The 13,349-nt window shown below is 59.3% G+C and carries 16 protein-coding genes and 2 tRNA genes; 8 read left to right on the top strand and 10 right to left on the bottom strand.

What is annotated here, in order from left to right:
* Positions 1-171: 171 nt before the first annotated feature.
* The 8 genes from G6N78_RS14360 to G6N78_RS14325 form a co-directional block, all read right to left on the bottom strand.
* On the bottom strand, positions 172-1,023 hold the full coding sequence (locus tag G6N78_RS14360; RefSeq protein WP_370691431.1) for an MBL fold metallo-hydrolase: 852 nt from the start codon (positions 1,021-1,023) through the stop codon (positions 172-174).
* Positions 996-1,778 (bottom strand): TatD family hydrolase, encoded by a 783-nt coding sequence (locus tag G6N78_RS14355; protein ID WP_165219577.1) that lies wholly within the window; start codon positions 1,776-1,778, stop codon positions 996-998. The genes G6N78_RS14360 and G6N78_RS14355 overlap by 28 nt, the downstream gene beginning before the upstream one ends.
* Before the next feature lie 9 nt (positions 1,779-1,787).
* Positions 1,788-3,347, bottom strand: a complete 1,560-nt coding sequence (metG, locus tag G6N78_RS14350; RefSeq protein ID WP_165219575.1) for a methionine--tRNA ligase — start codon at positions 3,345-3,347, stop codon at positions 1,788-1,790.
* Between the two features lie 121 nt (positions 3,348-3,468).
* On the bottom strand, positions 3,469-4,497 hold the full coding sequence (locus tag G6N78_RS14345; protein WP_165219573.1) for a DNA polymerase III subunit delta': 1,029 nt from the start codon (positions 4,495-4,497) through the stop codon (positions 3,469-3,471).
* Entirely contained in the window at positions 4,494-5,192 is a 699-nt protein-coding gene (tmk, locus tag G6N78_RS14340; RefSeq protein WP_234905809.1) for a dTMP kinase, read from the bottom strand. Before tmk ends, G6N78_RS14345 begins: the two co-directional genes overlap by 4 nt.
* Before the next feature lie 120 nt (positions 5,193-5,312).
* Positions 5,313-6,485: a D-alanyl-D-alanine carboxypeptidase family protein gene (locus G6N78_RS14335; protein WP_165219571.1), complete on the bottom strand. Its 1,173-nt coding sequence runs from the start codon at positions 6,483-6,485 to the stop codon at positions 5,313-5,315.
* 65 nt (positions 6,486-6,550) lie between these two features.
* Positions 6,551-7,687 (bottom strand): septal ring lytic transglycosylase RlpA family protein, encoded by a 1,137-nt coding sequence (locus G6N78_RS14330; RefSeq protein WP_234905808.1) that lies wholly within the window; start codon positions 7,685-7,687, stop codon positions 6,551-6,553.
* Between the two features lie 322 nt (positions 7,688-8,009).
* Positions 8,010-9,065, bottom strand: a complete 1,056-nt coding sequence (locus G6N78_RS14325) for a type I restriction endonuclease (protein ID WP_165219567.1) — start codon at positions 9,063-9,065, stop codon at positions 8,010-8,012.
* A gap of 232 nt (positions 9,066-9,297) precedes the next feature.
* Here G6N78_RS14325 and G6N78_RS14320 point away from each other — a divergent pair.
* Together G6N78_RS14320 and G6N78_RS14315 are read left to right on the top strand one after the other, a co-directional pair.
* A tRNA-Ser gene (locus G6N78_RS14320) sits at positions 9,298-9,387 on the top strand.
* A gap of 179 nt (positions 9,388-9,566) precedes the next feature.
* Entirely contained in the window at positions 9,567-10,805 is a 1,239-nt protein-coding gene (locus G6N78_RS14315; protein ID WP_165219565.1) for a tyrosine-type recombinase/integrase, read from the top strand.
* Between the two features lie 171 nt (positions 10,806-10,976).
* Here G6N78_RS14315 and G6N78_RS14310 read toward each other — a convergent pair.
* Positions 10,977-11,054, bottom strand: a tRNA-OTHER gene (locus G6N78_RS14310).
* Positions 11,055-11,064: 10 nt separating this feature from the next.
* A complete protein-coding gene (locus G6N78_RS14305) occupies positions 11,065-11,274 on the bottom strand; it encodes a hypothetical protein (protein ID WP_165219563.1) in 210 nt (69 codons plus the stop codon).
* A 121-nt stretch (positions 11,275-11,395) separates the two neighbouring features.
* Between G6N78_RS14305 and G6N78_RS14300 the strand changes: the two genes are divergently transcribed.
* The 6 genes from G6N78_RS14300 to G6N78_RS14275 all read left to right on the top strand — a co-directional run bounded on the left by G6N78_RS14300 (position 11,396) and on the right by G6N78_RS14275 (position 13,330).
* Positions 11,396-11,614, top strand: coding sequence for a helix-turn-helix transcriptional regulator (locus G6N78_RS14300; RefSeq protein ID WP_165219561.1), 219 nt, complete (start codon positions 11,396-11,398; stop codon positions 11,612-11,614).
* Complete coding sequence (locus tag G6N78_RS14295; protein ID WP_165219559.1) at positions 11,611-11,853, top strand: hypothetical protein; 243 nt, start codon at positions 11,611-11,613, stop codon at positions 11,851-11,853. The genes G6N78_RS14300 and G6N78_RS14295 overlap by 4 nt, the downstream gene beginning before the upstream one ends.
* 157 nt (positions 11,854-12,010) lie before the next feature.
* A complete protein-coding gene (locus tag G6N78_RS14290; RefSeq protein ID WP_165219557.1) occupies positions 12,011-12,271 on the top strand; it encodes a helix-turn-helix domain-containing protein in 261 nt (86 codons plus the stop codon).
* On the top strand, positions 12,268-12,549 hold the full coding sequence (locus G6N78_RS14285) for a hypothetical protein (RefSeq protein WP_165219555.1): 282 nt from the start codon (positions 12,268-12,270) through the stop codon (positions 12,547-12,549). Before G6N78_RS14290 ends, G6N78_RS14285 begins: the two co-directional genes overlap by 4 nt.
* Positions 12,542-12,790, top strand: coding sequence for a hypothetical protein (locus G6N78_RS14280; protein WP_165219553.1), 249 nt, complete (start codon positions 12,542-12,544; stop codon positions 12,788-12,790). Before G6N78_RS14285 ends, G6N78_RS14280 begins: the two co-directional genes overlap by 8 nt.
* A gap of 78 nt (positions 12,791-12,868) precedes the next feature.
* Complete coding sequence (locus tag G6N78_RS14275; RefSeq protein WP_165219551.1) at positions 12,869-13,330, top strand: translation initiation factor 2; 462 nt, start codon at positions 12,869-12,871, stop codon at positions 13,328-13,330.
* Positions 13,331-13,349 lie beyond the last annotated feature (19 nt).

The following is a 13,349-nucleotide window of genomic DNA, read 5'->3' as shown; positions in this document are numbered from 1 at the left end:
GTTCCAGCCGCCGCTCATCCTGGCATGGCATGTGAGCATCGCTTAGAGCGGGGAGCGTGACATTCCGACTTCGCGGTGGAGGATGTGCCGGAGTCAACCCAAATGCAGGATAAGGTAGATTATGGAACAGAGAGATGCAGCTATACGGCTGAATGACTTAAATCCGCCTGTTCAGGTCCCGTCGAACTCGAAGCGCATTCCGTCATAGGCTGGCTCCACATGCGCCGGCGTCTCGTTCAGCACCGTGCGGTAATCCAGCGGAATATGCATGTGGGTCAGGATGGCCCGTTTCGGTTTCAGCTGCTCGATCCATGTCAGCGCTTGCTCAAGCGACAGATGGCTCGGATGCGGCCGATACTGGAGCGCATCGATGATTAGCACGTCGAGATCCCGCAGGTTTGCGAGACTTTTCGCCGGAAAGTCGCTTACATCGCTGCAATAGGCCACATTGCCGATCCGAAAGCCGAGCGAGTAAATATCGCCGTGCACCTGCCGATGCGCATGAAATGCAATCGTGCCGCCTGGACCGTCGATCGTGATCGGCTGCGCCAGATCCTCGATCAGCCTTGGTTCGACGATCGGCGGATAATTGCCGCCCGGCGGCGTTTCCAGGCAGTAGCCGAAACCCTGGCGAATACGATCCATGGTCTTCGGATCGGCGAAGATCGGGATGCGCATATGCTGCGAATGGAAATAGCCACGCACGTCATCAATCCCGTGCACATGGTCGGCATGCGCATGCGTATAAAGTACGGCATCGATCCGCGCGACATTGGCGGAAATCATCTGTTCGCGGAAATCCGGCCCCGTGTCGATCACAACCGTCGTCGTGGCCCCGTCCGGCGCGATCTGTTCGACCAGAAAGGCGGCGCGGCGTCGGCGGTTGCGCGGTTCGGTCGGATCGCAGGCCCCCCAATCGCCATTCAAACGCGGCACGCCGGGCGACGAGGCGCAGCCAAGGATCGTAAAGCGTTGCCGCAGACCCGTCACCGGTCTCACACCCTCGTCATCTTGGAAAAGCAACGGAAGGCATTGTCCGTGGTGATGCGGGCCATATCGTCATACGATATCCCCTTGACCTCGGCGAGGACGTCCGCTGTGTTGACCACGTAGGAAGGTTCATTGCGTTTGCCGCGCCAGCGCTTGGGCGCCAGATACGGCGCATCGGTTTCCACCAGTAGCCGGTCGAGCGGTACGGTTTTGGCGATTTCGCGGATCTCTTCCGATTTCGGGAAGGTGAGGATACCGGAAAACGAGATGTAACCGCCGAGCGCCACGCCGCAATCGGCCAGGTCCTTCCCGGCAGAAAAGCAGTGCAGGATGAAGGGGAAGGCGCCCTTCTCGGTTTCTTCGGTCAGGATTGCCGCCATGTCTTCGTCGGCGCTGCGGCTGTGGATGACGAGCGGCAGTTGCGTGCGCCGCGCCGCCTCGATATGGCGGCGAAACCCCGTCTGCTGGTCGGCCGGCGTCTGCGTGTCGTAGAAATAATCGAGACCCGCCTCGCCGATCGCAACCACCTTCTCGTGACTTTCGGCGAGCCGCACCAGGTCGTCGGCGCTGACGTCGAGTTCCTCGTTGGCGTTGTTCGGATGTGTGCCGACCGAACAGAACACGGACGGATAGCGCTCGGTCAGCGCCAGAAGTGTCGGCAGTTTCCTGACACGCGTGGAGATCGTCACCATCTGGGCGACGCCCGCCGCATGGGCGCGTGCCACCAGTTCGTCGCGCTCCGCGTTGAAATCGGCAAAATCCAGGTGGCAGTGGGTATCAATCAGCATCGTTCAGTCTCAGGCCTTGTCGGCGTCCGGCGCCACGTAACGCGGGAAAACCGGCGAGGGCGCCGGCAGTTCCGTGCCGGGTGTCAGGCGGCCCGCCTCGCCCAGCTTGGCAAATGAGCGGTCTTCCTCGGCAACGGCCACCAGATCAAGAATCTTGGCGGCTGATTGCGGCATGACCGGCTGGAACAGGATGGCGATTTCACGCACCACCTCGGCCGTCACCCACAGCACCGTTTCCATGCGCGGCACATCCGTCTTGCGCAGCACCCAGGGCTCCTGGGCGGCGAAATACCGGTCGGCCTCGTTGACGATGTTGATCACGGCCGCCACCGCCTTGTGCACCTGCTGGCGGCCCATCTCCTCGCGGCAAATGGCAATCGCCTCATCCGCCGTGGCGAGGATCGCCTTGTCCGCCTCGGTCAGTGAGCCCGGTTGCGGCACCCTGCCCTCGCAGTTCTTCGCAATCATCGACAGCGACCGCGAGGCAAGGTTGCCGATGCCGTTGGCAAGGTCGGCATTGATACGGGTCGCGATACCCTCTTCCGAATAGCTGCCGTCCTGGCCGAAGGAGACTTCGCGCAGGAAGAAATAACGCACCTGGTCGAGGCCGAAATGGTTCACCAGGTTGACTGGATCCACCACATTGCCGAGCGACTTCGACATCTTCTCGCCCTTGTTGAGCAGGAAGCCATGGGCATAGACGCGCTTCGGCAGCGGCAGGCCCGCCGACATCAGGAAGGCCGGCCAGTAGACGGCGTGGAAGCGGATGATGTCCTTGCCGATGATATGCGCATCCGCCGGCCAGTATTTGGCGCGCGGGCCGCTCTGATCTTCCACGTAACCGGTCGCGGTGATGTAGTTGGTCAGCGCATCGACCCAGACATACATCACGTGCTTGTCATCACCCGGAACCTTGATGCCCCAGTCGAAGGTGGTGCGCGAAATCGACAGATCCTTGAGGCCGGATTTGACGAAGGAGATCACCTCGTTGCGGCGCTCGGAGGGGCCGATGAAATCCGGCTGGTCCTCGTAGAGCTTCAGCAGCCTGTCTTCGTAGGCGGAGAGCTTGAAGAAATAGCTTTCCTCTTCCACCCAGTCGACAGGCGTGCCCTGCGGCCCGTAGCGCACGCCATCGGCGCGCAGCTCGGTTTCCTCTTCCTGGTAATAGGCCTCATCGCGGACCGAATACCAGCCGGCATAACTATCCTTGTAGATGTCGCCATTGGCGGCCATGCGGCGCCAGACTTCCTGCACCGTCAGATGGTGACGCTGTTCGGTGGTGCGGATGAAATCGTCGTTCGAGGCATTTAAAAGCTTGCCCATGGCGCGGAATTCATTGGAATTGCGCTCGGCCAGCGCTTCCGGCGTGATGCCTTCGTTGCGGGCCGTCTGCTGCATCTTCTGGCCGTGTTCGTCCGTTCCGGTCAGGAAGAACACATCCTTCCCGTCGAGCCGCTGGAACCGCGCCATGGCGTCGGTCGCGATCAGCTCATAGGCATGGCCAATATGCGGCTTGCCGTTCGGATAGGAGATGGCGGTCGTGATGTAGTAGGGGGTCTTTGTGGACATTGCGGCCAGCATTACCGTTCTTGTTCAGGGTCTCAGGCCCCGCGTCTTAAACCAAGTTTCGCGGATGCGAAACAGCAAGTTTCCGTTTGCACGGGCCTTCCCCTGCCCGCCCCTTGCGTTATCAGCGCGCCACATCCTCCAGAAGCGACAGGATCGTCTGCTTGCGGTCGAGATTGTAGGCCTGCGAAATGCCGATCCGCTCGCCGATCTCGGACGACAGCCTGGAGGCGCGGTCGGCACCTGTCAGGTCGCCGGAAAGAGCTGCACTGCGCGCCCGCTCCATCAGATGATCGCGCAGGTGATCGAGGAAAAAGCCGAAGATCACGTCATTGTCCTTGGCCGACAATACGTCGGACAGCCGGTGCATGGCGCGCCGCGCCGTGGGGCCGGAGGCGCGCAACACCTCGTCGAAGGCCAGGATGATTTCGGTGCCGCCATAGTTCATCAGCTTCAGCGCCTGCGCCACGCTGCCACCGGCCGAATGCAGCACCTCTTCCGCCATCCGCCCGCCATCGGGGGCAAGGCCGAGCGCGGAGAGCGCCTTCGTCAGATCCTCCACCCCGAGCGGCGAAAGCTTCAGCGGCAGGCAGCGGGAGCGGATGGTCGGCAGAAGTTTTCCCGGCGCGTGGCTCAGCACCAGGAACAGCGAACGCTTCGGCGGCTCCTCTAGGATCTTCAGAATGGCATTGGCCGCATTGCGGTTGAGATCATCCGCCGGATCAATGATGACGATGCGCCAGTTGCCGGTGCCGGAGGTCTGGGAGAAGAAATGCCCGGCGCGGCGCACCTCATCCACGATGATCGCGGTCTTCACCTTGCCGGTCTTGTCATCCACCGGCCGCGTCAGATGCAGAAGATTATGCGAGGCGCCCGACGCGATCTGCCGGCTGACCGGCGCGTGCGGATCGGGATCGGGAAGCTCTTCCGGCGCCGTCGACGGATCCGGGTGCGACAGCACGTAATTGGCAAACCGGAACGCGAGTGTCGCCTTGCCGATCCCTTCCGGCCCCTCGATCAGGATGGCATGATGGCTGCGCCCCGAACGGTAGAAACGCGCCAGAAAGGCTTCCGCCTCGGCGTGACCGAAGAGATGCGAATTCAGTTGCGGCGGCACCGCACCGTCGAGAACGCCAGGCATTTGGTCAGTCATGGCGAGGGTGCCGCCTCATCGGCGCGGCCCTCAGCCCTCTTCGTCAGGGGTGGCAGCACGGCCTCCACCTGCGCCAGGATTTCGGCTGCGATACGCCCGACACTCTGGTCCGCATCGATCACGCGGCAGCGCGTTTCATCGATGGCGGCGATATCGAGAAAGGCCTGGCGGCGCATCTCGTGCACCTCCAACTCCTCCTTCTCGAAGCGGTCGGGAGCGGTGTCCTCGCCGGCCTCGCTGCTGCGTCGTTTCGCGCGCGACAGGCCCTTTTCAGCCGGAAGATCGAGGATCAGCGTCAGGTCTGGACGAAGCCCGTGGATTGCCACCTGTTCCAGCGTATCGACGAACTCGCTCTCCAGATTGCCGGTAATGCCCTGGTAGACCCGCGAGGAATCCATGAACCGGTCGCAGAGCACGATCTGGCCTGCCGTCAGCGCCGGGCGAATGACTTCCTCGACGTGATCGTTGCGGGCGGCGGCAAACAGCATGGCTTCCATGCGCACACCGAAATCTTCCGCGGCCCCGGACAGAAGCACGTGCCGCACAGCCTCCGCCCCCGCAGAGCCACCGGGCTCGCGGGTAACGAGCACGTCATATCCGCGCTGCGACAGCGAATCGGCCAGCCGACGGATCTGGGTGGATTTTCCAGCCCCCTCGCCGCCTTCGAAAGTGACGAACAGACCGGATGGTCTCACGTCCGTCGATGTTGCTCCGGATGATTTCGCCAATGTGCCTACATCTGTTTGCGTCGGGTCCTGCGATTCCTTCTAACCCATGATGAACGCAAGCGGAACGCGCAATAGAGGAAGAAACGGTCAAATCCAGAAGAACAGCAACTCGAACAGGGCATCGGTTGCCTTTGAAGCGAGCGTGCCTTCGGCAACGTCTGCTGCGGCCTGCACGGGCACGGCCTTGATCTCCCGCTCACCCTCGAAAAGGCGCAGCGTTCCGACCGGTTGCCCTTTTGTCACCGGTGCCCGCAAGGGCCAGTCATAGACGATGCGCCCGGTCAGCCGTTCCGCATTGCGGCTCGGCACGTAGACATCGACGGGCTCTGCAGCAACGACCGGCACATGAGAGACGCTGCCGCCATAGACTGCCGCCTCCCCGATCGCCTCGTTCGGCTTGAAGATCTGTCGCGTTTCGAAGGATGACAGGGCCCATTCCAGCACGCGACGGGATTCTTCCAGCCGCTCCTTCTCGCTCGCAAGGCCGCCCATGGCGAGGAACAGTCGTGTGCCGTCCCGCTCCACCGATGCGACGACGGCAAAGCCGTGCCCTTCGGCATAACCGGCGCCCAGACCGTCCACACCGATGCCGAGCTGCAGGAGCGGGTTCTTGTTGCGCTGGAAGATCTTGTTCCAGGTGAAATCCGGCGCCGCATAGAGCCGGTAATACTCGGGATAGGACGTAAAGATGTGGCGGGCAAGCACGACGAGGTCATGCGCGGTGGTTACGCTCGGCTGCTCGGGCAGACCCGTCGAATTGCCAAAGCTGCTGCGCATCATGCCGAGATCGCGGGCGCGTGCCGTCATGCGCTCCGCAAACTTGTCTTCCGTGACGGCCATGCCCTCGGCAATGATGATGCAGGCGTCGTTGGCGTTCTGGATGATCACGCCCTGGATCAGGTCGGCAAGCGGAACGTCGGATTTCAGTGCGGCAAACATGGTGGTCGTGCCGGAGGGCGCGCCACCGGTACGCCAGGCAAATTCGGAGACAGGAAAGACCGTCGTCGGCGTGACTTCCCCTTGCCGCATTGCTTCGAAGACGAGATCCATCGTCATCAGCTTGGCAAGCGAGGCGGGCGGAAAGGCCTGGTTCTCGTTTTCGGCCAAAAGCACCGTGCCGGTCTTGGCTTCCACCAGATAGATCTGCTTGGCCTTGAGGTCTGAGAGCTTTTGCTCCGCCGTATGGCCGGCCGGTGCCGTCGTCCAGAGGGCGACGGCGGTCAGGACGGTGAGGCTGGACATAAAGTGCCTGATGCGCATGAAGGTCCTCGTCAACCGGAGCGCACCTGCCTACCAAGCACGATTGCGCGGTGCAACCTTCCAGCTTACCGGCCAGGTGCTTTTCCCGCTCCCGCCGAGTTGGCCTGTTCGAGAACCCCATCGCCGCGCAGGACGACATTGCCGAAGATCACGCGCGGCTCGTTGCGGCTTGAGGGCGCTGCCGCATAGGCGGTCGCCACCGGAGCCGGAGCAGGCGCCGGGCGGGCCACCTGACGGACGGCAGGTGCCGCGGCAGGCGCTGGAGCGCGGGTCGCAACGGCAGGCTTCTGAACCGGCGCTGCGGCCATAGGCTTCTGCACAGGGGCCGCAGCGACCGGCACAACGGAGCCTGGGCGGGTCGCCGGCAGCGAGGCCACCTGATAGCCGGAGGTTTTGGGCAGCGTCGCCACCGCCGTCGGACGTTCGACCGGCATCGGCGCGGCAATCGCCGGGGCCGCCGGACGTGCCGCTGTCGTGACCGGCTTCACCGGGTTCCGGTTGGTGGCGACGGGTTTTGCCGGTTCCGGCAGGCCGCTGCCATAACTCTGCAACTGATCACCCAGCGACTGGTTGGAGGCGACCATCACGCCCGTTGCGATCTGGCCTTCCGGCTGAATGCCCGGCAGGCGATCGCCCTTGCGGACATAGGACGCCATCAGGAACGGCATGTCGCGACCGTCCATACGGGCCCGTCCGACATACTGGACATTGACGCGCGCCGTGCCCGTGCGGCGGAAATCGAGAAGTTCGGCAGCCTTGCTCGACACATCAATGATGCGGCCCTCATGGAACGGACCGCGATCGTTGACGCGCACGATGACGGACGAACCGGTATCCATGTTCGTCACACGCGCATAGCTCGGCAGCGGAAAGGTCGGATGGGCGGCGGAAATATGGTCGCTGTCATAGACCTCGCCATTGGCGGTCACCCGTCCATGAAAGGCGGAACCGTACCAGGAGGCGAGACCGGTCTTGTTGTATTTCGGATCTTCCTTGGGCACGTAGGTCTTGCCCTTCACTTCGTAGGGGTCGCCCACCATGAAGCGCCCGCCACCCTTCGGAACCGGCTGACCATCGGCCACAACGCGCGGGCTGGCTTTGACGCCATACTCGCTCTCGGCAAAGTATTCCTTGCTCTTCGGTTTCGGCTTCTGCGTCGTCGCCGTCTGTGTCGATGCACAGGAGGTGACGGCCGCACACACGCAAACCACTCCAAGCCACTTCACCCCAAGAAGGAGCCTATCCTTGCCAGTTCTCAATGTATGCCCCACGCCGCTCGTGGCCGCCTCGGCCGCAACTCAAACACTTGCCCCGGCAGGTATGGTTAACCGGAACACGCTCCCACTTTTGCCCCCAACATGGCTAAAATGCGAACCAAATTCGTGGACAAATAGAATTTCTATGTCGTATGGTTAATATACGGTAAAAATCGGCAGCGCATGGGGGGGGCGCAAAAGCGCCAGATCTAGACCTATGTCGGTAATGCGAACCTGGCGGCACTTCCGGTCAGCACCCATTTGCAACTCATCCTTCGGTATAGCGCTTGGCTGTTGCTCGCAGACGTTCACTGTGGTCGTAAATCTGATCCAAAGTTTCTATAATTATTCTCTCTTCGTTTTCTCCATCAAAAAGACCCACATATTTTACGGAGCGATTAAACCATAAGCGCGCTAACGGCTTGCGGTTGTTATTGTCTATCAGGATGCCGCAGTAGCTCTTTTGGTCGCGCATGACCACGCGTTTCGGACTGATGGTGTCGCGCACGATCGCCTTGATGATCATGAACCCTTCACGTTCCTCCTCCGTTGTAACGACTTCTGGCTCTTCAATTGCTGGCTCATCAATTTTTTCGATCACTTGTTCCGTATCAGCCAAAGCGTTCGAAAGGCGACTCTTTACGCTATCCATGATTACCTCACGAAACGCAGTTCGCACAATTCCGGTGAACATCTCTTTGGCTTGGGCAGTCATGCGTCCGTCGTAAACACTCGACGAAACTATTCGTACAAAGTCCTCAGAAGGATCTTCTATGAGCTTAGCAATGATTTGCTTTACGCCTGACGTATATTTTAACCGTTCGGCCGTAGCCAAAATTGCAGAGACATCGAATGACCCCTTTTCAAATTTGCGCAACTCCGCAACAATTGATGGTCCAAAATCCGTTACGTCGAAAACGAAGAAGGGTCGCGCATCAAGTTTGTTGGGTGCATCAAGATCGGTATAGAAATTAAATGTGCGTCCATTTGTAAGGATCGCAAATTTTGCATTAGTGACGCTGAAGTACCGATAGAGCTGATCAAGATGCTTTTTTTCGAGCGCCACGGAGATCGGCTTGCATTCTATAAGAATCCGGATCTCATTTTCAATTTTAATAGCATAATCCACCTTTTCGCCCTTTTTTCCCATGGCGTCAGCAGTGAATTCAGGGACCACTTCGGTGGGGTCGAATACATCGTATCCCAGCGCTCTCAGAAACGGCAGAACCACCGCAGTCTTTACGGCTTCCTCGGTAGCCATCGTGCTTGAGTGTGATTTTACCCGCTCAGCAATTGAGCGCAAACTTTCTTCTATCGTTCCCATTAGTTCACCCCCCACTCCTTTTCCGAGCAGAATTCACCACTATGCAAACAGAGGTCAAGGGGTATTCGTAAGAACGTCCAAGCCCACGAGGCGTTTCGCTTGTGAATTACAAACGTTGACGCAGCGACTAAAACTGCTAAAAGCCGGTCCACCAATCGACGGGAAACAAAGCTCTCTCCTGTTCTGGTTTTTACGGCGCGAGACCGTCGGCCGGGGCAGCAGCTAGGTGATTGGAAGAGTGTCCGAGTGGTTTAAGGAACCGGTCTTGAAAACCGGCGTGCGGGAAACCGTACCGTGGGTTCGAATCCCACCTCTTCCGCCATTAGCCCTTACCGATCTTTGCGAATTGTGTCGCATCGCACTGAAAACATTAAGTTTTCTAGGTGTGTAATTGCCATTTCTTGCCAGTTATTGCCGCCGCATGCTACGTTATACCCCACTGGAAACGGGGTACTATCCGGGGTATCTTTTTCGATATCTGGGGTATTCGGGGTATTTGGTGTGCTCACCGACATTCGCATTAAAAAAGAGAAGCCGCGCGAGAAGCCGTTTAAGATCGCGGATGGCGGCGGATTGTTTCTTTATGTGACGCCTTCGGGCGGAAAGCTTTGGCGGTTTCGCTACACATTCGGCGGAAAGGAAAAGCTCCTTTCAATCGGAAAATACCCCGCTGTCTCCCTCCTCGATGCCAGAACCGAGCGCGCCAAGGCGAAAGCACTGCTGGACGACCACAAGGACCCCGGCGCAACAAAGAAGCTGCGCAAGCTCAATGCGGTGAATGCCGCAACCACTTTCGAGGGATTGGCCCGTGAATGGTACGACTTGAACAAGCCGCAATGGGTGGCGCGGCACGCAGACGACGTCATCAACAGCCTTGAGAAAGAAATCTTCCCGCTACTTGGCAAGGTTCAAATTCGGGATCTGTCGCCTCCTGACATTCTAGCCGCGCTGAGGCCCATCGAAGGCAGGGGCGCAAAAGATACGGCCCGCCGCATACGCCAGCGAATGAGCGCCATCTTCCAATATGCAATTGCATCAGGACGTGCTGATTTCGATCCTGCGGCGATGGTTCAAGGCGCCATGGCGCCACTGAAGAAAGGGCGCCGGCTCGCCATCACCGACTTGACCAAGGCACGGGAAATGCTCGCCAAGGTCGACGCGGAGGTTGCGCACCCCGTCACGAAGCTGGCAATCCGGATCCTTGCTCTGACAGCTGTTCGCCCTGGTACGCTTGCCGGCACACCGTGGCATGAATGGGACGATGTAGAGGGCAACCCGCTTTGGCAAATTCCCGCCGAAAGAATGAAGCTGCGCCTCCACTTTAAGGAAGACGAAAGCCGCGATCATCTCGTACCACTGCCATCTCAGGCCGTTGAGGCGATTGTTGCCTTGCGGCAGATTTCGGGCCGCGGTCCCCTCGCCTTCCCAAACGCGCGACACTCGCACAAGCCGATGTCTGAGAACGCGATGGGGTATCTTTTGAACCGCGCGGGGTATCATGGGCACCATGTGCCGCACGGCTTCCGGTCCACGTTCTCAACAATCATGAACGAGAGATTCCCGGCCGACCGCTACATCATCGACCTGATGCTGGCGCATGTCTCAAAGGAAAAGACGGAAGGCCGCTATAACCGCGCCGAACACTTGGCAAGGCGTACGGAATTGGCGCAAGAATGGGCTGACCTAATCGCCGCTGATATGGTGCCTGCCGTAGAGATATTGAGCGGAAGACGGCGCTAAGCCCCCTCCCCGCTTAGAACGCCTAGAACCGCCGACCCTAAGACCGACGGTTCTGGCTGACCTGCTGCGCATCCCTTAGGACGTTGGTGGCCCGCGCTGGCCTGCTTACTTCATGCCGCCCTATGGGCCGGATTGCCCCGAGTGGGTGGTGCCGAGGCGGAATGAAGTATGTGGAGCCCCTGGCCCGATTCGAACGGGCGTCATCCTCTACGGCTTCGCGGGGTAGAACACCCGGACCGATACAGGGGCGATTTTTATTTCAAACCGCCCGCAAAGACAGAGCCTTCAGATCAAGATCAAGTTTGAGGGCCATCTGTCGCGCTACGCGCGCCATCGCAAGTGCCTCCTCAACTGCGTCATCGCCGCGCGAAAAGGCCTCTTCGACACGGTCCACGATGAAGAACAATGCGGTCGCGTCCAAGCTGACTTCATGGATGTCGATTGTCTGTGCTGCTGCTGTGGTGGTCATCTGTTGGCCCTCTCGGTTGGCAAAATAACCCTAGGGTACATTTAACTAACCGTCAACCACAAAAATAACCGCCACGGTCATTTGTCTTGCCGCAATAGGTGCGAGGGGATACTCTGCGGCAATGATCACCGCAGCACAAATTCGAGCCGCCAGAGCTCTACTGGACTGGAAGCAAACTGCCTTGGCAGAAGCTTCAGGGGTCTCTGAAATGAGCGTCAAGAACCTGGAACGCGGAAAGAATGACCCACGCGTGAGCACACTCGAAGCCATCCGCAACGCCCTTGAAGCGGCTGGCGTTGAATTTATCGCCGGCGGCGTTCGTCTTCGCGATCCACAATGAAAAAGCTCGAAGACTTCCTCGCGTCCGCCCGCACTGTTCACGACCGATACGCTGCCAGCCGCATGGAGCGGGAGATCGTACGCCTTTGGGTGTTGGGGCTAGGCGATTATCCGGCACCCTACGGACCGGCCGTGGCTGACGCTAAGGACTGGTTCAGGCAGAGCGATGCCGGCAAGGATCCTGTTGAGCTCAAAGCCGCGGATTTGCTCCACCTGCATAGAATGGTCGCCCCGGCTTGACTCACGTCAGCTCGGGGAATTAACCTCCAATTGCGGCAACCAACCGTTCTTTCCACCAACGAGGAGAAGCGAGGCGTTTCCGGCATCCGTGCCGGCAACGAAAACGTTAATATGCGCTTGGTGAATGATGACAAAGAAATTGGATCCGGACGCCCTGATGGACGGGCTTCTCACCCCGAAAGCAGTTGCCGACAGAATTTCCCGATCAACCGGTGTCACCGTCACGGCGCGAACGGTCTGGGAACGCGCCAGGGCCATGGGGCTTGGGAAGAAGGTCGGCCGCACGCCGCTGGTGCACATCGACGATGTTCCAAAGATACTGGAATTTCCCCGAAGGGAGCCGCCGCCTGAACCGAACAAGAACTCTAAGACCCTCGCGGCGCTCCGTCGCGCGCGCAGACTGGCGGCGCGCAAGTGACCGATCTTCTTTCCAACTTGCCTCTATTCGCCACCGACCGGCAGCTGGCCGTGGCAATCGTGGGCAAAGAACGCGCCGCGATGTGGGTCAAGACGGTCATCCCGCAACTTGAGCGCAAGGGCTTCCCGCGTGTTGACCCGCTACATGACGGGCGACCCGTGCCTCTCGTCAAAAAATTCTACGATAGTTATTTTGGCATCACGGCAGGCTTTGCTGTGCCGGATGGCCCGGAACGCCTAGGCGAATGGAAAGGTCGAAGAAAGCCAATCGATGACTGACGGGCCACGCCTGATCGGCAGAGCCGAAGCCGCCGCCTACTGCGGCATCACACCAACGGCTTTTAGTCTGTGGGTGCGCACGAACATCATGCCGCCGGCAATCCCTGGCACGCGCAAGTGGGACAAGAAGGCGATTGATGCCAAGCTTGACGAAATCAGCGGACTGGTGGCCAACAACAGCCAAGAGGATGAATTTGAGCGATGGGAGCGCGAACGCGGTAAACTGAACAGTTCCCTCTAGCGTTGCAGATGGCGCCGCTTTTCGCTCGACTTCTAAATTAAAACGTGTTCCTTATCGTTATACGTGGGGGGAGCACAGATGAAGATTTCTTTTGTATTTTTTGCGGTGGTTGCTTGTCTAGGGCTGGCGGCATGCGGTTCAGTCTCAAGAGGAGTAACTGAAAATGTTGTGATTTCTGCGCTTCCAACAGACGCGAAGATCACTACTTCGTTGGGGCATAGCTGTCCTCAGTCCCCATGCACTATAAAGGTCGAGCGCCGCGCAGAGTTTACCGTCTTCGCCGAAAAGCCTGGATATAAACCCGGAAAAGTAGACGTTAAAACGAAGATTAGTGACGGCGGCGCCGCTGGTTTTGCTGGTAACATATTAGTCGGCGGCATTATCGGGATGGGCGTTGATGCGGCAACAGGCGCGGCGCTCGACCACTATCCCAATCCAGCATATGTCGTTTTGGACCCTCTAGACCCCAAGGATCCGAAAACACCGGCATTCGAGAGACCCGTCATCGAACCACCGAAAAAAGACGCTCCTTCAGTCTGATAGAAAACCGCCGCCACCC

Source organism: Allorhizobium pseudoryzae (assembly GCF_011046245.1).
GTDB lineage: Bacteria > Pseudomonadota > Alphaproteobacteria > Rhizobiales > Rhizobiaceae > Neorhizobium > Neorhizobium pseudoryzae.
This window is presented reverse-complemented; position numbering and strand designations above follow the sequence as displayed.